Here is a 19,007-nt window from a genome sequence, read left to right as displayed (position 1 = left end):
CGTCCGTGAACGCCGTGCCGATCTGCGCCACCCACCCGGTCATGACGGCACCTCCACCAGCGCCGCCGTGCGGGCCGCCAGGTCCGCGATCTGCCGCTCCCCGCCGGGCAGCGACGTCGCGATGCGGCCGTCCAGGGGCTTTGTCCAGTACTCGCCGATGCCCTCGACCCCGCGCAACGCGCCGACCACTCCCCCGACCGTCGCCGCGGCCGAGTCGGTGTCCCAGCCGGCCGTCACCGCGATCGAGACACTCGGGCCGAACTCTCCCCCGCCCTTGGCCAGCGCGTACGCGATCACCGCCGCGTTGTTGAGCACGTGCACCCAGTGCAGGTCGCCGTACGCGGCGTGCAGCTGGTCGAGGCCCGCGCGGACATCGCCCGACAACGCCGCCGAACGGCCCAGCGCGACCGCGGACGCCAGCGCACTCCCCGCCGGGATCACGGCTTCAGCCGCGTCGAGCACCTCGTCCGGCGTCGCGCACACCATCGCCGCCGACGCCAAAGCCGCCGCCCACATCGCGCCGTACACGCCGTTGCGCGTGTGGCTCAACCGCGCGTCGGTCCACGCCAGCCGCGCGGCGGAAACGACGTCGCCCGGGCAGACCCAGCCGAAGACGTCCGCGCGGATCAGCGCGCCGATCCACTCGCGGAACGGGTTCCGGTACGTGGCCGGCGAAGGACGCGCGTCGAGGATGTTGCGGTACGCCGCCCGCTCGGCCGTGAACACCCGGCCCGCGGGCAGGTTGTCCAGCCACAGCTGGGCGACGTCGTCCGTGCCGAAGCCGCGCCCGTGCGTCTCCAGCAGGGTGAGCGCGAGGATCGGGTAGTTGAGGTCGTCGTCCTCGGGCATCCCGTCGATGTTCTCCTCGAGCGACGTCGGGGCCGAGCGCCGGTTCCACGGCCACCGCGCGGCCACCTCGGCCGGCAGGCCCACCGCGGTGAACCAGCCCGACAGTGGCCAGCGGCCGGTCGCGCGGAGGATCTCCTCGATGCCCGCGCGGGGGATCTTCTCCACCGGCTTGCCCAGCAGGCACCCGGCGGCCCGGCCGGTCCACGCGCCGAGCAGCCGGTCCGTCCCGCCGCGCGGCAAGGCCGGCGCCGACAAGCTGAGCGCATCCCACGACGGCTCCGGAACACCCGGGAGCGCGTCCAGCTCGTCCAGCAGCTCCCGCGCCAGGGCCCGCAGCTCGGCGGCCCCGGGACCCGCGCCGCTCACGACGGGCACGGGATCACCGCCCGCCGCGACCCAGCGGTCCCGGACCGCCGAGACGTCCTTGCCCTCCGCGGCCGACTGCACCAGCTCGTGCGCCAGGAGGTCCTCCGGCTGTGCCCAGGTCAGCCTCACGCGGCGCCCCCGAGGACGTCGAGGGACGCCACACGGGCGAGAGCGCGTTCCCGGTCGGCGGCCAGGATGTCCGCGGCCGCCGAGGCCAGCAGGTGCCCGGTCTCGCGCAGGTCCATCCGGCTGGCGTCGCCGACCGTGTCCACCCACTCCTTCGGCACGACGGCCGTGCCGCCGAGGCCCGCGCAGAGCGCCGCCGCCATCACGGCGATCGAGTCGGCGTCGCGGCCGTAGTTCACCGAGGCGAGCACCGCGCCGCGGAAGTCGCCGCGGTGCGCGAGGACGAACGCCAGCGCGGCCGGCAGCTCCTCGATCGCCTTGGTCCGCGACGGGCGGCGCGCGTCCATCGACATCTGCCGGTAGTGCGGCCCCACCGAATCGAACGGCGCCACCGTCTCCCGCACGAGCGCGGCGAGCGCGCGTTCTTCGTCGTCGGTGGCCGGGGCCACGGTCCGGCCACCGAACTCGTCGACGACGGCCCGCAGCGCCGCCGCGGTCCCGTCGTGGGCGACATCCAACCCGGCCGCGACGACGTCGTCGAGCGACGCACCCGGCGCGACCGCGGCGGCGACCATCGCGGCCAGCACGCCCGCCGCCTCCCGGCCGTAACTCGACTGGTGCGCGGCCGTCAGGTCGATCGCCTCGGCGTACGCGGCCCGCGGGTCACCCGCGTTGACGACGCCGACCGGCGCGACGTACATCGCCGCCCCGCAGTTGACGACGTTGCCCACACCGGCTTCGCGCGGGTCGACGTGTCCATAGTGGAGTCTCGCGACGATCCACTTCTCCGCGAGGAACACCCGCTGCAGCAGCAGCGCCGTCGACTCCAGCTCCGGCACCCAGCGCGGCTCGCCGATCATCAGCGGCACCAGGTCCTCGGCCATCGCGTACGCGTCGAGGTGCTCGCGGCGCTTCGCGTACACCTCGACGAGCGCCCGCGTCATGAGGGTGTCGTCGGTAATGTGCCCGTCACCCTTGTGGTACGGCGCGATCGGGCGGGCGGCCCGCCAGTCCGGGTACCACGGCCCGACGACGCCGGTCACCCGACCGCCGTGCCGCTCTTCGATCTGCTCGGGGGTCCACCCTTCGGTGGCGCCGCCGAGCGCGTCCCCGACGGCCGCGCCGGTGATCACCGCGACGGCCCGGTCTTCAAGCCAGGTCAAGAATCCGCTCCTGTCACTTGCTGACGCTCTTCCAGCCGTCTTCCAGCTGCTTGGCCAAGCCGGCCGCGTCGATCTTCTGCCCGAGGAACTGCTGGTACGCCGGGGTCGCGACGGTGTCCTTCCACTGCGCGTACTTGCCGGCGAACAGATAAGGCGCCGAGGTCAGGTACTGGCCGGACGCGAGGATCGGGCCCCAGCCGTTCTTCGTGCCGAGCTTCGTGGTCAGCGCCTGCCGCGCGGACGTCGTCGGCGGGATCAGCGCGTCGGCCTCGTTCATCGCGGCGAGGTTGTCCGTGCTGGTGAAGAAGTCGACGAACTCCGCGGCCTCCTTGACGTGGCCCGAGTCCTTGTTCACCGACAGCGTCTGCGGGTTGGCGGCCTGCGCGGGGCCGGCCGACCCGGCCAGCGGCGGCAGCACGACCCAGTCGAAGCCCTTCGGCGCGTCCTTCGCGATGTTGGCCGCCTGGTAGGAACCCTGCACGGTCATGGCGATCTGGCCGGCGTAGAACGGCGCGAGGGCCTTCGTCCCGGACTGCGTCAGCGTGACCGGCATGATCGAGTGGTCCTGGTGCGCCATCACGTCGACGAGCTGCGGCAGCGCCTGCTCCCCCGGGCCGACGGCCAGCTTCGCGTCGTTGCCGGCGCCCTCGAAGTACTTCCCGCCGAAGCCCGGCGCGAGCGCGACGAACGCCGCCGTCGGGCTGGACAGGCCCCAGCCGAGGCCGAACTTGCCGTCCTTGGTCGTCGCCTTCGCGATCTCCCGCAGCTGGTCCCAGCTCATCGTGGCGCCGGTCGGGATCGTGACGCCGGCCTGCTGCAGCTGGGTCTTGTTCGCGAAGACCACATAGGACTGCAGCTCGGTCGGGAAGGCGACGACCTTGCCGTCGACCGTCACCGAGTCGAGGACACCCTTGGGGATGTCCGCCTTCTTCTCCGCCGGCAGGTACTGGGTCAGGTCCGCGAGATACCCGTCGGTGGCGAAGGGCGCGATGCTCGCGGCCTCGTAGTGCACGATGTCCGGCGCGGTGCCCGCGTTGAACTGGGTGATCAGCTTGTCGTAGACGCCGTCCCAGCCCGCCTGGACGATCTTGACCTGGACGTCCGGGTGCGCCTTGTTCCAGTCGCCGACGATCTTCTGCGTCTGGGCGATCGCGGCCGGCTGGTCCGAAAGGGACTGGAAGGTGAGGGTGACCGGCCCGTCGCCGCTGTCCCCGCTGCCGCTGCCGCACGCGGCGAGCAGCAGGCTGGTGACCATCAGGCAGGCGGCGACCACCGCGCGTCGTGTCTTCATCGACCGACCTTTCGAGGATTTCGTTGAGGGGTGGGTCATCCCTTCACCGCCCCGGCCATCAAGCCGCTGGTGAGCTTCCGGCGCAGGATGCTGAAGAAGACGATGCTGGGGATGGCGGCGAGCACGGCGCCCGCCGCGAGCGGGCCGAGGGCGACCTTGCCCTCGCCGCCGACGAACATGTTGAGCGTGATGGGCAGGGTGTAGTTCTCCGGCGACTGCAGGAGAACCAGGGCGAAGAAGAACTCGTTCCACGACGAGACGAAGCTGAACATCGCGGTCGCGACGACGCCGGGGGCCAGCAGCGGGAACACGATGGTGCGCAGCACGGTCAGCCGGCTCGCGCCGTCCATCGCCCCGGCTTCCTCGAGCTCCACCGGGATCGCGGCGACGTACCCCTGCAGCATCCACAGCGCGAACGGCAACATGTACGTCGTGTGCACCAGCGTCAGGCCGGCGAGGTTGTCGGCCAGCCCGAGCGTCCGCAGGATCAGGAACAGCGGCAGGATGATCAGCACGACCGGGAACACCTGGCTGACCAGGATCCAGCCGACGCCGGCGACCCGCAGCTTGCCCCGCAGCCGGGCCAGCACGTAGGCCGCGGGCACGGCGATGAGCACGGCCAGCGCGGTCGACGCGAGCGCGACGACCAGGCTGTTGCCCGCCGAGCGGATCAGGCCCTGCTTGTCGAGGGCCTCGGTGTAGTTCTCCCAGTGCCACTCGCTCGGCAGCAGGCTCACCGTCAGCGAGTTCAGCTCGCCGGACGACTTCACCGACGCGGACATCAGCCACAGCAACGGGAACCCGAGGAACAGGATGTACAGCGCGAGGGCCGCGTACTGGGCCGGGCGCACGAGTCCGCGCATGGCTCAGCGCCCCTTTCCGGCACGGTCGTCGCGGAACTGCGACCGCAGGTAGACGGCGAGGATCAGCACGACCACGAGGACGAGCACGAGGCCCATCGCGGCGGCGTAACCGATCTCGCGGTTCTTGAAGGCCTCCAGGTAGACGAACAGCACCGGGACCATGGTCTTGCCGCCCGGGCCGCCCGCGGTGAGGACGTAGACCAGCGAGAACGAGTTGAAGTTCCAGATGAAGTTGAGCGAGGTGATCGACGTGACGATCGGGCGCAGGCTCGGCCACGTCACCGCGGTGAACCGGCGCCAGGCGCCGGCGCCGTCCATCGACGCGGCTTCGTGCAGCTCGGCCGGGATCTGCTGCAGTCCGGCCAGGAGCGTCACGGTCGTCTGCGGCATGCCGACCCAGACACCGACGACGATCACGGCGGGCAGGGCGAACGAGAAGTCGCCGAGCCAGTTGATGTCGTCGGGCAGGCCGACGCTGCCCAGGACGGCGTTGAGCGGGCCGCCGTTGGCCGAGTAGATCATCTGCCACATGATCGCCACGACGACCGGCGGCATCGCCCACGGCACGAGCGCGAGCACCCGAGTCAGGCCCTGCAGCCGCAGGCCGGAGTCGAGCAGCAGCGCCAGGCCCATCGCGGCGGCGAGCTGGAGCACGGTGACGCCGACGGTCCAGATCATGCCGATGCGCAGCGAGTCCCAGAACAGGTCGTTGTCGACGAGCTTCGTGAAGTTGTCGATGCCGGCGAAGGCGTAGTCCGGGTGGCGCACCAGGCGCGCGTCGGTGAACGCCAGGAAGATCCCGACGACGATCGGCGCGACGCTCAGCACCAGGATCGGGATCAGCGACGGCAGCACGAGCCCGATCGCCTCGCGGCGCCGGGTGCGCTGCCGCGTCGGCTTCGCCTTGGTCCGCACCGGACGCTCTTTCAGGGCCGGGGCCGTCATCACGCACCTCCCGGGTTCGAGGACTCGCGCACCACGAGTTCGGGGCCGACGGCGATCTGCTGCACCGCGCGGTCCGGGTCGTCGGCGAGCTGGAGCATGATCTCGGCGGCCGCGCGGCCGCGTTCGGTCGAGCCGAGGGAGACGCTGGTCAGGCTCGGCTGGAAGACCCGCCCGATCTCGGTGTCGTCCATCCCGGTCACCGCGACGTCCTCGGGGACGGACAGCCCGAGTTCGCGCACGGCCCGGATGGCGCCGATGGCGAGCAGGTCGTTGGCCGCCACGAGCGCGTCGACCCGGCCGCGGGCGAGCAGCCGGCGGGCCGCGTCGAGCCCGGCGGTGACGGTGAAGTCGGCGGCGATCTCCTGATCCGCCCGGTCGAAGGTGATCTCCCGGGTGGCGGCGTCGAACCCCCGCTGGCGCGCGGCGCCGGGGGTGGTGTCGAGCGGGCCGTTGAGGAAGCCGAGGCGACGGCGGCCGATGGTGTGCAGGTGCCGGACGGCCGCGCCGATCCCGCCCGCGGAGTCCGTGGAGACCGAGCTGATGCCGCGGTCGTCGAGGGCCCGGCCGATCACCACGACCGGCACCGGCGCCTGCTGGATCTCGGCGATCAGCCGGTCGTCGGTGCGCAGCGGGCTGACGATCATGCCGTCGACGAAGCCGCTGTTCAGGCTGCGGACCAGCTCGGTGGTCGACGTCGCGGTGTCGCCGGTGCTCATCACGACGACGCGGTAGCCGTGCGGTTCGAGGACCGCGTGGATGGCCCGCATCATCTCGACGTAGACGGGGTTGCCGATGTCCGCGACCGCGAAGGCGACCTGGAAGGTCTTCTTCATCCGCAGCGAGCGCCCGATGGCGTCGGCGCTGTACCCGAGCTCGGCGGCCGCGGTCCGGACGCGCTCGACCATCGCCGGGCTCGCCCCGCTCCCGTGCAGGGCACGGGAGGTGGAGGCCAGGGAGACCCCCGCGCGCTCGGCCACCTGGATGAGCGTGGCGCGTGTTGACGTCATCGTCGTTGTTACCTCGGATCGAGACTCTGGAAACGTTTCCAGCCTGTGGAAGCCGAGGATGGAAACGTTTCCAACTGGATTGGAATGGATCCTGACACTCGATCGGCGGTTGTGTCAACCACCGGAACACGCGGTGCGAAGTCCTCGCGGCCGGGCCGGGCTGTCGCCCTGGAGTGGCCGACAAACCGACCCGAACGGCCAACACGCGAGCGGCAACGGCCACACGCCCGCGACCGAGTTTTCGCGGCCGTGTTGGCCACTCCGGGCGCCGTGTTGGCCACTCCAGGCAGTGTGTTGCCCGCTCAGGGCAGTGTGTTGGCTGCTCAGGCGGCGTGTTGGTGGACCGGATAGCACCGGGAACTGCCGTCCTCGGTCCGGGCAGCGCCTTTGCCACTCCGGCGGCGTGTTGGCCGCTCAGGGACGCGTGTTGGCCGGTCCGGATAGCACCGGGAACTGCCGCCCCCGGTCCGGGCGGTGTGCTGGGCGGTCCGGGCAGCGCCCTCGCCACTCCGGGCGGCGTATTGGTCGGCCCTGGCGCCGTGTTGGCCGCTCCAGGCAGTGTGTTGGCCGGTCCGGGCAGTGTGTTGGCCGCTCAGGACGGCGTGTTGGCTGGTCCGGGCAGCGTGTTGGCCGGTCCGGGCCGGCCGAACGTAGCCTTGCGCCGCCCGAAAACCGGCCGGCGTTGCCGGGCGCCGGGGACGGGTCCGGCGAAACGCGGCATTCCTCTCGCATCGTGGTACTGCTGGCCGCGCGCCCGGCCGGGTCCCGATAGTGGTCCTGTGCGCACCCCCCGTGCTCCCCTGGCCGCGTTCGCCCTTCCCCGAGCCGAGCGCGCCGGGACCCGGGTGGTCTACCGCGACGCGCTCGTCGCCCCGCTGCCCGGCTACCGGCCGCTGCTGCTGGACCTCGTCGTCCCGGCCGGCGCGCCGCCCGCGGTGGTGGTGTTCCTGGACGGCGGGGCGCTCGCGGCCGGGTCGCACAAGCACGGGCGGATCGGCGATCACGTCACGGAAACCTTGGTGGACAACGGTTTCGCGGTCGCGCGGGCGCAGTACCGGCTGGGCCGGGAGGCGGCCTTCCCCGCCCAGCTGCACGACGTCAAGGCCGCCGTCCGCTGGCTCCGCCGGCACGGCGACGAACTCGGCGTGGACGTCGGCCGCGTCGCGGCGTGGGGGCACTCGGCCGGCGGGTACCTCGCCGCGATGCTCGCGGTGACAGCGGACCAGCCGGCGCTGGAAGGCGATCTCGGCGTCACCGGCGAGTCGAGCGGGCTCGCCGCGGCGGTCGCCTGGAGCCCGCCGACGGACTTCACGCGCATCCCGCCCCCGCCGGAAGGAACTTCGTTGCACCGCACCGGCCACGACCCGCACGATTGGCTGCCGGACGCGACGGCGAGCCCGCTGCTGCACGTCTCGGCCACCGCCGCCCCGCTGCATCTGGTGCACGGCACCGACGACACCGGCATCCCGATCGCGCACAGCGAAGCGCTCGTCGCGGCGTACTGGCGCGCGGGGGCCGACGCCGACCTCATCCGGCTGGACGGCGCCGGCCACTTCTACAGCCGGCAGAAACTGCAGCAGGCCACCGAATCCGGCCTCGCCTTCCTGCGCGAGCGCCTCGGCTGAGCGCTCCGCGCCCGCCTCGCCACGGCCAGCACACCACCCGGAACAGCCAATTCAACGCACGGAATGGCCAACACACCGGACGAGCGGACGTGTTGGCCACTCCGGGCGGACGGGTCGCAGGGTGGCCGGGCGGTGCCGACACACAGCCAGGCGCGTCAGTCCTTCGACGTCACCCCGAGCCCGCGGCGCAGCGCGGCCACCTCGTCCACGAGCATCCGGCGTGAGATCGCGGCGTCCTGGATGATCGACGAGCCGTGGAACGTGCCCGGGTAGTGGTGCAGCTCCGTGGTCACCCCGGCCTGCAGAAGGCGTTGCGCGTACTGGATTCCCTCGTCGCGCAGCGGGTCGAACTGGCAGGTCGTCACGAACGCCGGCGGCAGCCCGGCCAGGTCCGTGGCGCGGGCGGGCGCGGCGTACGGCGAGACGTCGGCGCCGCCCGGTTCGGTGCCCAGGTAGCTCGTCCAGCTGTAGACGGCGTTCGGGCGGTTCCACATCGGAGTGTCGACGTACGCGGTCATCGACGGCGTCTCGAGGCGGTCGTCCAGCTCCGGGATGCCGAGGTACTGGAAGCGCAGCGCGGGGCCGCCGCGGTCGCGGGCCAGCAGCGCGACGGCGGCCGCGAGCCCGCCGCCCGCGCTCTCGCCGCCGACGCCGAGCCGTTCCGGGTCGATGCCGAGCTCGGCCGCGTTCGCCGCGGTCCAGGTCAGCGCCGCGTAGCAGTCCTCGACCGGCGCGGGGAACGGGTGCTCGGGCGCGAGCCGGTAGTCGACCGACACGATCACGATGCCCAGCTCGTCGACCAGGTGCAGCAGCGAGGCGTGGAACATGTCCAGGTCGCCGAGGATGAACCCGCCGCCGTGGATGTAGACCAGCCCGGGCACGGTGCCTTCGCGGTCCGCCGGGCCGTACACGCGGACCGGGACGTCGGGGGCGCCGGACGGCCCGGGCACGGTCGTGTCCCGCACGTCGACCGGGTGCACCGGGTCGTAGGACGGCATGACCTCCTGCAGCTGCGTCATCGAAGCGCGCGCGGCCAGGAGGGCGTCGTAGTCGGGCAGGGTCACCGCGGGCAGCATGTCCAGCCAGGGCAGCAGCTCGGGATCGATCGCGTAGGTCATGCTCCGATCTTCGGCTCGCGCCGCGGCCGTCGCCACCGCCACGCGGCGGGCGTTGGCGGCCCGGGCCTCGCCATCCGGCGGCGGACGCGCCTATCGTGGCCTCATGAAGGGCCTGCTGCTGAGGCTGTCCGGACTCGACGCCGATGCCGAGAACGCGGTGCGGGTGATCGGGTTCTTCGACCGCCTGATCACCGACCGGGCGAGTCTCGACGTCCTCGTGCGGAGCACGGCCCGCTTGGCCGACTGCCCGGTCGGGGTGCACGCGCCCGCGCAGGGCCTGTCCCTGCGGGCGGAGCCGGACGCCGAGGTCGCCGCTTCGGGCCGGGTACCGGCCGGGGCCGCCGTGCGCCGGCTCGAGGGCGGCGTGGTGGTCTGGGTCTGCCGCGCGGGCGCGCCCACCCCGCTCGACGACATCCTGCTGGAGCGCTTCGCGATCGCCACCGCCATCCTGCTGGAGCACACCAGCGTGCCGCTGCCCGCGCTCGGTGACCCCGCGCTGGTCGAACTGGTGCTGTCCGAGGGGATCGGCACGGCCGAGCGGTCGCGGGCGCTGCACCTGCTCGGCCTGGACACGACGGCCCACCTGCGTGTGCTGGCGGCCACCGGCGCCGACTTCGCCGGCCGCACCGCCACGTTCGGCGAGGTCCGGGCCGTGCTCACCGTGGACGGACCCGAGTCCGCCCCGCAGGCGGCCCGGATCGGCGTCGGCCCCACCGTGCCCGCCCTGGACCTGGCCCGCTCGTGGCAGGCCGCGCGCACGGCACTCCGGTTCACGGCCGCCGCCGAGCCGGTGGTGTGGTGGGACCGGCTGGGCAGCCTCACCGCGCTGGCCGGGGCGCTCGGCCCGGCGGACCTCGCCGGTCTCCCGGACGTGCAGGCCCTCGACCGCCTGGCCGCCGACCCCCACGGCGACGACCTCCTCGCGGCGCTCACCGCCCTGTGCGCGACGGGCTCGGCCCGCAAGGCGGCGGCCGTCCTGCACCGCCACCACAGCACGATGCCCACCCGGCTCGCGCGCGCCGGCGCCGTGCTCGGCTTCGACGTCGACTCCCCCGACGGCCGCTTCCGGCTGCACCTGGCCCTGATGCTGCGCCGGCTGCGCGACACCGGACCGTCCGAAGTGGACACCGTGCCGAACGGGTGAGGTCGTCCGACAGTCGGACGACCGGTTCGGGGTCGCCCGCCGGTGCTCCGGCAAGCGCCCGGGCTGCCCTCGGCGGTAGCCGGTGCGCCATCCACCGCGAGGCACACCACCGGACCGGCGAGCACCACTCCCGCAACCCGAGTCACGGCTCCAGCAACACCACCGGAACGTCGGCCGGCCGGCTTCGCAGGTACTCGCCGAGCCCCTTGGCCTGCGGGTCCGGCCGCGTCGCCGACGCCACGCCGTCACCGAGCAGGCCCACCACCACGAAGTTCAGCGCGCGCAGGTTCGGCAGCTCGAACCGGCGGATCTCCAGCTCACGAGCCTCCGGCAGCAACTCGCGGAAGCGCGAAACGTCGAGGTATCCGCGCAACCACGCGTACTCGTCGTCAGTACGCGTCCAGAAGCCGACGTTAGCGTTGCCACCCTTGTCGCCCGAGCGCGCGCCCGCGATCGTGCCGAGTGACACCCGTCGTGTCGGCCCGAACTCCCGCGGCTCGAAGGAAACAGCCGGCGACGGTACCGAAGCGCCGGTCGGTGGATGCGGGATCACGAGCCGGGCACCATCCGGCAGGGTGACGCGGTGCTCCACCGAGGACGCGGGCACCAAAGCCGGCCGGTAGACGCCGAAAGCGCTCTCCGACGACGGCGGCGTTGTCGTGTGGAAGCCCGGGTAACCACCGAGGGCGAGTTGCATCGTCGTGGTGGCGAAGCGGCGGCCGACCTTGCGGGCGTCCGGGTCCTTCACCGTGATCCGCAGGTGCGCGGTCGCTTCGGCGTTGACCGGCGAACCGGGGTGGTCGAACCGCAGCAGCGTGACGTCGACCTCGGCGAACTGCTCCCGGCCGCCCAGCAGCTCGAACAGCTGCTGCTCGGCCCACTCGGCCTTCTCCTCGATGCGGTCCCCGGTCAGCACCAGGGTCATCGTGTTCCGGTAGCCGCCGTCGTAGTTCAGCGCGACCTTGAGCTGCTCGCCCGGCGGGCTGCCGCGAGTGCCGCTGATCCGGACCCGGTCCGGCGCCTCCTCGACAAGCCGCAGGCTGTCGAAGTGGGCGACGGCGTCCGGTCCGGCGTAGGCGGGTTCGGCGATCTCGTACAGCAGCTGCGCGGTGACCGTCCCGGCCGAGACCAGTCCCCCGGTGCCGTCGTGCTTGGTGATGACGCTCGAGCCGTCGGCCGCGACCTCGGCGATCGGGAAGCCCGGGTACCGCCGGTCGGTGACCTCCTCGAAGAACGCGTAGTTGCCGCCGGTCGCCTGCGGGCCGCACTCGATCACGTGCCCGGCGGCCATGGCCCCGGCGATCGCGTCGACGTCCTCCGGCGCCCAGCCGTGCCACCACGCGGCCGGGCCGGCGACCAGCGACGCGTCGGTGACCCGCCCGGTCACGACGACGTCCGCGCCGGCCTCCAGGGCCGCGGCGATGCCCCAGCCGCCGAGATAAGCGTTGGCGGTCAACGGTTTCACCCCGGCCTCGGAGAGTTTGCCGCCGGTGTCGAGGTGCGCCAGATCGGGCAGGCGGTCGACGAGGTCGTCACCATCCACGTACGCGATCTTCGGGTGCAATCCCAACGAGGAGATCTGCGCGGCCAGCCCGGCCGGGTTCAGGCCCCCGGCGTTCGAGACGATCCGGATGCCGCGGTCCAGGCAGGTGCCGAGGACGTGTTCGAGCTGGGTGAGAAACGTCTTCGCGTACCCGGCCGAGGGGTCCTTGCGGCGCGCCTTCCAGAGGATCAGCATGGTCAGCTCGGCGAGGTAGTCGCCGGTGAGGACGTCGATCGGGCCGCCTTCGACCATCTCCCGCGCCGCTTCGAGGCGGTCGCCGTAGAACCCGGAACAGTTCGCGATCCGGACCGGGCGCTTCACGCGCGTCCCCGCCCGGGCGCGCCGGCGAACGCCTGGGCGATGCCGATCCACTCCTCGGCCACCGGTCCGCGCACCACCAAGCCGGTGTCCGAGGCGAGCCGGCGCTGGGTGACCGCGAGGCAGAAGTCCAGCGCGGTGCCTTCGACACGGTCGGCGGCGGCGCCGTCACCCCACGTCCACCGGTCGCCCGAGGGCGCGTGCAGGACGACCCGGATCGGGACGACCGGCGCCGGGCGATCGTGCAGCCCGAAGCTGAACGCCGTCGTCGAGACGCCGAGGTGGGCGATGTGCCGGAGCCGGTCGGTCGGCACGCGTGTCACCCCGAGGGTGTCGGCGATGTCCTGCCCGTGCGCCCAGGTCTCCATGATCCGCGCGGTCACCGACGACGCGACGCTCATGTCCGGCCCGAACCACGGCAGCCGCGCCCGGGGGTCGCGGCCGCGGAACGCCGTGACGAACACCGTCCGCGCGCGCCGGAACCACACCCGGATCTCGTCGGCGCCCAGGTCCTTGTGCCGCGCGGCGACGCGGTCGGGGAAGTCCATGCCGTCGGCCATGAGGGCAGCGGCCGCGAGACGGAAACCGTCGGGGTCGACGGCCGCCTGCGTCGCGGTTTGGTCGAAGAAGGCCAGGTGCGTGACCTGGTCGCGGATGTCCCAGCCCGCCGCGGGGGTCGGCCGGGCGATGCCGTCGTCGTCGAGCGGGGCGAGCATGGCCTCGACGTCGGCGGTCTCGGCGACCAGGTCGTCGAGCAGGGCGTCAAGCGAGACGGGCATGTGTCAGCGTCCTTCCCAGACCGGCTTGCGTTTCTCGCGGAACGCCGCGGGACCTTCCTGCGCGTCGCGCGAGCGGTAGACGGGCGCCCAGATCTCCTCGGCGCGGTCGTAGACGTCCCGGCGTTGCAGGTACGCCGTCTGCTTCGCCGCCCGCACGGACAGCGGCGCGTTGGCGGCGATCCGCTCGGCCAGCGCCTGCGTCCGGGACCGCAGCTCGTCCAGGGGTACGACATCGTTCACCAGCCCGACCTCCCGGGCCCGCTCCGCGTCGAAGGGGTCGCCGGTCAGCAGGATCTCCATGGCGATCCGCGGCGGCACGAGCCACGACAGCGGCGCGGCCCACGGCGACCCGCGGCCCACCTTCACCTCGGTCACCGCGAAGCGCGCGTGGGAAGCCGCGACGACCAGGTCACACTGCTGCGCCAGCAGGAACCCACCCGCGTAGGCGACGCCGTTGACGGCCGCGATCGTCGGTTTCGGGACGTCGATGTTCCGGCCGAACTGCGGCAGGAAGTCCGGCGGCGGGACCTCCAGGGCCGTCTCGGCCATCTCCTTGAGGTCACCACCCGCGCAGAACGCCTTGTCCCCCGCGCCGGTCAGGACGAGCACCGCCGCGGAGTCGTCGGCGACGAACCGCCGGGTGCCTTCCCAGAGCCCGTCGCGGACCTCCTTCGACAAGGCGTTGCGCGCTTCGGGCCGGTCGATCGTCAGCCAGGCGACGCCGTTCCGCACTTCGTAGGAGACGCTCACGACACGACCGCCAGCACCTGGCCGGTGTCGACCTGGTCGCCTTGACGCACCCGCAGGTCGGACAGGACACCGTCGGCCGGCGCGGCGACCGTGTGCTCCATCTTCATCGCCTCCAGCACGACCAAGGGCTGCCCCGCGGTCACCGCGTCGCCCTCACCCGCCAGGACGCGCACCACCGCGCCAGGCATCACCGCGAGCAACGACCCCGCGGCGGTGGCGGCGTCCGGGTCGGCGAACCGCGGCACCTCGGCCAGCGCGGCCGACCCATCCGTTCCGTCCACATAGGACACCCCGGCCCACGTCCGCACGGCGTAGGCGCGGTGGACGCCGTCGATCTCCAGCTCCACCAGTGACGGTGACGCGGACAGCAGCCGGACCGAGCGGCCGAGCGGCTCGCCGTTCACCGTGACGCGCAGGCCGGACCGGCGCAGTGAGTACGCGACCTCCAGCGTTTCCGAACCGGCTGTGTAGGCGACTCGTTGCGGTGCCCCGCCGACGTTGCGCCACCCCGACGGCATCTCGGGCACCACCCGCGCGTCACGCCGGTTGCGCGCCTGGGTCGCCAACGCGGCGGCCGCCGCGTGCCGGGCGCCGCCGCCGGACGCGCCGAGCGTGGCCGGATCGTGCCGGGTCAGGTACCCGGTGTCGGTGTGCCCGGCCAGGAACTCCGGCTCGGCCAGGATGCCGGCCAGGAGGTTCCGGTTGGTCGTGACGCCGTGCAGCTCCGCCTGCCGCAACGCCCGCGCGAGAGTCCGCGCGGCTTCGCGGCGGGTCCGGCCGTGGGCGATCACCTTGGCCAGCATCGGGTCGTAGTGCGGGCCCACCACTGACCCGTCCTCGACGCCGGAGTCGACGCGCACCCCGCGCAGCGGCGGGACGCGGAAGCGGTGCAGCGTGCCGGTGGCGGGCAGGAACCCGGCCGGGACGTCCTCGGCGTAGAGGCGGACCTCGATGGCGTGCCCGTCGATCCGGGCGCCCGTCACCGAAGGCGGCAGCGGCTCGCCCTCGGCCACCCGCAGCTGCAGTTCCACCAGGTCCAGGCCGGTCACCAGCTCGGTGACCGGGTGCTCGACCTGCAGCCGGGTGTTGACCTCCAGGAAGAAGAACCTGCCGTCTTGGTCCAGCACGAACTCGACCGTGCCCGCGCCGGTGTAGCCGATGGCCTTCCCGGCGGCGACGGCCGCGGCGCCCAGCTCGGCGCGCAGAGCGTCGTCGACCGCCGGCGACGGGCACTCCTCGACGATCTTCTGGTACCGCCGCTGGATCGAGCACTCCCGCTCGAACAGGTGCACCACCTCGCCGTGGCTGTCGCCGAGGATCTGGACCTCGACGTGCCGCGGGTCCACAACGAACCGTTCCAGGAACACCGAGCCGTCGCCGAACGCCGACGCGGCTTCCCGCCGGGCACCCTCCACCGCGTCGGCCAACCCGGCGGCGTCGTGCACCACGCGCATGCCCCGACCACCGCCGCCGAGGGCGGCCTTGACCAGCACCGGAAACCCGATCGACGCGGCCACCGCGGCCAGGTCGGTCTCGTCCGTGACGGTCGCCCCCGGCAGCACCGGCACCCCGGCCGCGTCCATCAGGGCCTTGGCCTCGATCTTCGAGCCCATCGACGCGATCGCCTCGGGTGACGGCCCGACGAACGTCAGCCCGGCTTCACCGCAGGCGCGGGCAAAAGCGGCGTTCTCCGACAGGAACCCGTACCCCGGGTGCACCGCGTCCGCCCCGGTCGCCTGAGCAGCGGCGATCACCAGGTCAGCACGCAGGTAGGTGTCACTGGGCGCCGAACCGGGCAGCCGGACGGCCTCGTCGGCGAGCCGGACGAAGGGCGCGCCCGCGTCCGGGTCGGAGTAGACCGCGACGGTGGAGATGCCGAGCTCGTGCGCGGTGCGCATGACCCGGGCGGCGATCTCCCCGCGGTTGGCGACGAGCAGTTTCGCGATCATCGGCTCACATCCGGAAGACGCCGAAGCCGCGACGGCCCTCGACGCGGTTGGAGTGGACGGCGGACAGCGACATCCCGAGCACGTTCCGGGTGTCGCGCGGGTCGACGATGCCGTCGTCGTACAACCGCGCGGTGACGGCGAAAGCGTGCGACTCGGTCTCGATCTGTGCCTCGATCGCGGCGGTCCGCGCGCGGTCGGCGTCGTCGTCGAACGGCTTTCCCTGCGACGCGGCGGAGTTGCGGCCGACGATCGACATCACGCCGGCGAGCTGGGCGGCGCCCATCACCGCGAGCTTCGCGCCGGGCCAGGCGAACATCAGCCGCGGGTCGTAGGCACGGCCGGACATGCCGTAGTTGCCGGCACCGAACGAGGACGCCATGTTGACCGTCAGGTGCGGCACCGTGCTGTTGGTGACGGCGTTGATCATCTTGGCGCCGTCCTTGATGATCCCGCCCTGCTCGTAGCGGGTGCCGACCATGTAGCCGGTCGTGTTCTGCAGGAACACCAGCGGGACGTCGGTCTGGTTGGCGAGCAGGATGAACTCGCTGGCCTTCTTGGCCTCCTCGCTGAACAGCACACCGCGGTGGTTGGCGAGCACGCCGACGGGATACCCGTGGATGCTCGCCCAGCCCGTGACCAGTGAGGTGCCGTAGAGCGGTTTGTACTCGTCGAAGTCGGAGCCGTCGACCGTGCGGGCGAGGATCTCGCGCGGGTCGAACGGCACCTTCGGGTCCGGCGGGACGATCCCCAGGATCTCTTCCGGGTCGTACTTCGGCGGCTCCGGCGTCCGGCTGGGCGCCGGGCCGAGCTTGCGCCAGTTGATCCGGGACAGCACGCGCCGGCCGAGGCGGATCGCGTCGCGCTCGTCGACCGCGAAGTAGTCGGACAGGCCCGAGACGCGGGAGTGCATGTCGGCGCCGCCGAGGGACTCGTCGTCGGCCTCCTCGCCGGTGGCCATCTTGACCAGTGGCGGCCCGCCGAGGAACACCTTGGCCTGACGGTCGACGAGCACGGCGTAGTCGCACATGCCGGGCACGTACGCGCCACCGGCGGTCGAGTTGCCGAACACGATGGCGAGTGTCGGGATGCCCAGCGACGACAGTTCGGTCAGCTCGTGGAAGATCCGCCCGGCCGGCACGAACAGGTCGGCCTGGGTCGGCAGGTCGGCGCCGCCGGACTCGACGAGGTTGACCACCGGAAGTCGGTTGACGCGGGCGATCTCCAAGGCCCGCAACGTCTTCCGCAGCGAGTACGGGTTCATCGCCCCGCCGCGGACGGTCGGGTCGTGCCCGATGACCACACACTCCACATCGGACACCACGCCGATACCGGTGAGCACCGACGCGCCGACGGTGAAGTCGGTGCCCCACGCGGCGAGCGCGGACAGCTCCAGGAACGGGCTGTCCGGGTCGAGCAGCAGCTCGAGGCGTTCGCGGACCGGGAGCTTGCCGCGGTCTCGGTGGCGCTGGACGTACCGCTCGCCACCACCGGCGATGGCCAGTTCCAGCTGCTCCTCGAGCCGCGCCAGGGCTTCGAGCTGGGCCTTCCGGTTGGCCGCGTAGCTCTCCGCGGAGACGTCGAGCAGCGTCTTGAGGACGGTCATTCCGCTCCCCCGTAGTGCCCGGAGTGCTGGTCCCGGACCACGTTCTTCTGGATCTTCCCGGTGGACGTGCGTGGCAGTGCGTCGGTGACGATCACGGCCTTCGGGACCTTGTAACCATCCAGGCGGTCCTTGAGCCGCAGCCGCAGGCCTTCGGCGTCGATCGACTCCCCCGGTTTCGGCACGACCACCGCCGTGATGGCCTCGGTCCACCGCTCGTGCGGCAGCCCGACGACCACGACCTCGGCGACGTTCGGCTCGGTGTCGTAGACGGCCCGCTCGACCTCGATGGACGCGACGTTCTCACCGCCGGTCTTGATGACGTCCTTGGAGCGGTCGGCGAACCACAGCACGCCGTCCGGCCCGAACCGGCCGACGTCGCCGGAGTGGAACCAGCCGTACCGGAACGCCTCCTCGGTCGCCTCCGGGTTGTGCAGGTACTCCTGCATGGCCGACGGCGCCCGGTAGACGATCTCGCCCTGCTCGCCGCGCGGCAGCAGGTTCCCGCCGGAGTCCATGATCCCGACCTGGACACCGGTGAGCGGCGTGCCGACCGCCCCGACGTGCGAGAGCTGGTGCTCGGGCCGGAACAACGTCGTGATCGGGCTCATCTCGGTCTGCCCGAACAGCAGCGCGAAGTCGCAGCGGAAGCCGTCGAGGCACGCCTTGATCTGCGCCTCCGGCATCGGCGCCATCGCGTAGACCGCACGGCGCAGCGACGACAGGTCGCGCCCGCCGAACGACGGGTGCTCCAGCGCCGCGCGGTACATCATCGGCAGGCCGAAGACCTGGGTGATCTTCTCGCGTTCGATCGTGTCGAGGAACCGCTCGGGGTCGAAGCCGCGGTGTACGAAGATCGTGGCGCCGACGACGATCGCGGGGGTGCAGAAGGCGTTGAGCTGCGCGGTGTGGAACATCGGCATCATCGCGACGAACCGGTCGTCGGCCCGCCAGCCGGAGTCCAGCGCGGCCGACATCGACTCCAGGTGGATGGCCAGGTGCGTCCCGACCACGCCCTTCGGGGAGGCCGTGGTCCCGGAGGTGTACAGATAGGACAGTGGGGCGCGGTCCTCGACGACGACCTCGGGTGAGGTCGTGTCGTCGGAGAGGACGTCGCCGAAGTCCAGGCCGGTGGCTTCGCCGCCGGTGCCGGGCGCGAGGATCACGTCGGCGACGCCTGGGGTCTGCGCCACGGCGGGCGCGATGACGTCGGCGAGCTGACGCTCGACGACGATGCCGCGGGCTCGCGAATGCCCGAGCACGTAAGCGACTTCGTCACTTCGCCAGCCGAGGTTGATCGGCACGCAGACGAGCCCGAGCTTCGCGCAGGCGTAGTAGACGGCGAGGAACTCGGCGCTGTTGGCCGACGCCAGCGCGAGGACGTCGCCGGTCGTGTAACCGCGGCCGGTGAGGCCGTGCGCGAGCCGGTTGACCCAGGTGTCGAACTCGCCGTAGGTCCAGCGGCGGTCGCCGTCGACGACGGCGAGGGCGTCCGGGCGGCCGAACGCGACGCGGGTCAGCGCGTCACCGACGTTGACCCGGTGGACGAGGTTGTGGTCCGTCATCAGTCC

At 72.4% G+C, this 19,007-nt stretch carries 15 protein-coding genes; 2 read left to right on the top strand and 13 right to left on the bottom strand.

Going from position 1 to position 19,007, the window contains the following annotated elements; all coding sequences use genetic code 11:
- Nucleotides 1–39: 39 nt before the first annotated feature.
- The 6 genes from OG494_RS09325 to OG494_RS09300 are packed head-to-tail and all read right to left on the bottom strand — an operon-like array spanning nucleotide 40 to nucleotide 6,610.
- The gene (locus tag OG494_RS09325) at nucleotides 40–1,344 is read right to left on the bottom strand and encodes an ADP-ribosylglycohydrolase family protein (protein ID WP_328453944.1); all 1,305 of its coding nucleotides are present in this window, start codon (nucleotides 1,342–1,344) and stop codon (nucleotides 40–42) included.
- Nucleotides 1,341–2,504: an ADP-ribosylglycohydrolase family protein gene (locus tag OG494_RS09320; RefSeq protein WP_328453942.1), complete on the bottom strand. Its 1,164-nt coding sequence runs from the start codon at nucleotides 2,502–2,504 to the stop codon at nucleotides 1,341–1,343. Before OG494_RS09320 ends, OG494_RS09325 begins: the two co-directional genes overlap by 4 nt.
- 13 nt (nucleotides 2,505–2,517) lie before the next feature.
- Nucleotides 2,518–3,795: an ABC transporter substrate-binding protein gene (locus OG494_RS09315; RefSeq protein ID WP_328453941.1), complete on the bottom strand. Its 1,278-nt coding sequence runs from the start codon at nucleotides 3,793–3,795 to the stop codon at nucleotides 2,518–2,520.
- A 35-nt stretch (nucleotides 3,796–3,830) separates the two neighbouring features.
- A complete protein-coding gene (locus tag OG494_RS09310; protein ID WP_326949150.1) occupies nucleotides 3,831–4,658 on the bottom strand; it encodes a carbohydrate ABC transporter permease in 828 nt (275 codons plus the stop codon).
- 3 nt (nucleotides 4,659–4,661) lie between these two features.
- Nucleotides 4,662–5,603, bottom strand: coding sequence for a carbohydrate ABC transporter permease (locus OG494_RS09305; RefSeq protein WP_328453932.1), 942 nt, complete (start codon nucleotides 5,601–5,603; stop codon nucleotides 4,662–4,664).
- The gene (locus tag OG494_RS09300; protein WP_328453930.1) at nucleotides 5,603–6,610 is read right to left on the bottom strand and encodes a LacI family DNA-binding transcriptional regulator; all 1,008 of its coding nucleotides are present in this window, start codon (nucleotides 6,608–6,610) and stop codon (nucleotides 5,603–5,605) included. Before OG494_RS09300 ends, OG494_RS09305 begins: the two co-directional genes overlap by 1 nt.
- 779 nt (nucleotides 6,611–7,389) lie before the next feature.
- Here OG494_RS09300 and OG494_RS09295 point away from each other — a divergent pair.
- Complete coding sequence (locus tag OG494_RS09295) at nucleotides 7,390–8,235, top strand: alpha/beta hydrolase (RefSeq protein WP_328453928.1); 846 nt, start codon at nucleotides 7,390–7,392, stop codon at nucleotides 8,233–8,235.
- Between the two features lie 155 nt (nucleotides 8,236–8,390).
- Here the strand turns inward: OG494_RS09295 and OG494_RS09290 are convergent, their stop codons facing one another.
- Entirely contained in the window at nucleotides 8,391–9,353 is a 963-nt protein-coding gene (locus OG494_RS09290) for an alpha/beta hydrolase (protein WP_328453926.1), read from the bottom strand.
- A gap of 103 nt (nucleotides 9,354–9,456) precedes the next feature.
- Here OG494_RS09290 and OG494_RS09285 point away from each other — a divergent pair, with 103 nt between their 5' ends.
- Entirely contained in the window at nucleotides 9,457–10,497 is a 1,041-nt protein-coding gene (locus OG494_RS09285) for a helix-turn-helix domain-containing protein (protein ID WP_328453924.1), read from the top strand.
- Between the two features lie 142 nt (nucleotides 10,498–10,639).
- Here OG494_RS09285 and OG494_RS09280 read toward each other — a convergent pair whose 3' ends face one another.
- From OG494_RS09280 to OG494_RS09255, 6 genes are read right to left on the bottom strand one after another with little or no spacing between them, the layout of a single operon-like run.
- Nucleotides 10,640–12,361, bottom strand: a complete 1,722-nt coding sequence (locus OG494_RS09280; protein WP_328453923.1) for an acyclic terpene utilization AtuA family protein — start codon at nucleotides 12,359–12,361, stop codon at nucleotides 10,640–10,642.
- Entirely contained in the window at nucleotides 12,358–13,137 is a 780-nt protein-coding gene (locus OG494_RS09275; RefSeq protein WP_328453921.1) for a TIGR03084 family metal-binding protein, read from the bottom strand. The genes OG494_RS09280 and OG494_RS09275 overlap by 4 nt, the downstream gene beginning before the upstream one ends.
- Nucleotides 13,138–13,140: 3 nt before the next feature.
- A complete protein-coding gene (locus OG494_RS09270) occupies nucleotides 13,141–13,887 on the bottom strand; it encodes an enoyl-CoA hydratase/isomerase family protein (protein WP_328453919.1) in 747 nt (248 codons plus the stop codon).
- A complete protein-coding gene (locus OG494_RS09265; protein ID WP_328453916.1) occupies nucleotides 13,884–15,836 on the bottom strand; it encodes an ATP-binding protein in 1,953 nt (650 codons plus the stop codon). The genes OG494_RS09270 and OG494_RS09265 overlap by 4 nt, the downstream gene beginning before the upstream one ends.
- Before the next feature lie 4 nt (nucleotides 15,837–15,840).
- Entirely contained in the window at nucleotides 15,841–17,439 is a 1,599-nt protein-coding gene (locus OG494_RS09260) for an acyl-CoA carboxylase subunit beta (protein WP_328453914.1), read from the bottom strand.
- The gene (locus OG494_RS09255) at nucleotides 17,436–19,001 is read right to left on the bottom strand and encodes an AMP-binding protein (protein ID WP_328453912.1); all 1,566 of its coding nucleotides are present in this window, start codon (nucleotides 18,999–19,001) and stop codon (nucleotides 17,436–17,438) included. Before OG494_RS09255 ends, OG494_RS09260 begins: the two co-directional genes overlap by 4 nt.
- Nucleotides 19,002–19,007: the final 6 nt, after the last annotated feature.

Origin of the sequence: Amycolatopsis sp. NBC_00438 (genome assembly GCF_036026695.1) — a bacterium.
Lineage (GTDB): Bacteria > Actinomycetota > Actinomycetes > Mycobacteriales > Pseudonocardiaceae > Amycolatopsis.
This window is presented reverse-complemented; position numbering and strand designations above follow the sequence as displayed.

Coding starts and splice junctions, on each gene's coding strand:
- OG494_RS09315 (WP_328453941.1), bottom strand. CDS start 3,795: ATGAAGACACGACGCGCGGTGGTCGCCGCCTGCCTGATGGTCACCAGC.
- OG494_RS09310 (WP_326949150.1), bottom strand. CDS start 4,658: ATGCGCGGACTCGTGCGCCCGGCCCAGTACGCGGCCCTCGCGCTGTAC.
- OG494_RS09305 (WP_328453932.1), bottom strand. CDS start 5,603: ATGACGGCCCCGGCCCTGAAAGAGCGTCCGGTGCGGACCAAGGCGAAG.
- OG494_RS09300 (WP_328453930.1), bottom strand. CDS start 6,610: ATGACGTCAACACGCGCCACGCTCATCCAGGTGGCCGAGCGCGCGGGG.
- OG494_RS09290 (WP_328453926.1), bottom strand. CDS start 9,353: ATGACCTACGCGATCGATCCCGAGCTGCTGCCCTGGCTGGACATGCTG.
- OG494_RS09285 (WP_328453924.1), top strand. CDS start 9,457: ATGAAGGGCCTGCTGCTGAGGCTGTCCGGACTCGACGCCGATGCCGAG.
- OG494_RS09275 (WP_328453921.1), bottom strand. CDS start 13,137: ATGCCCGTCTCGCTTGACGCCCTGCTCGACGACCTGGTCGCCGAGACC.
- OG494_RS09265 (WP_328453916.1), bottom strand. CDS start 15,836: ATGATCGCGAAACTGCTCGTCGCCAACCGCGGGGAGATCGCCGCCCGG.
- OG494_RS09260 (WP_328453914.1), bottom strand. CDS start 17,439: ATGACCGTCCTCAAGACGCTGCTCGACGTCTCCGCGGAGAGCTACGCG.
- OG494_RS09255 (WP_328453912.1), bottom strand. CDS start 19,001: ATGACGGACCACAACCTCGTCCACCGGGTCAACGTCGGTGACGCGCTG.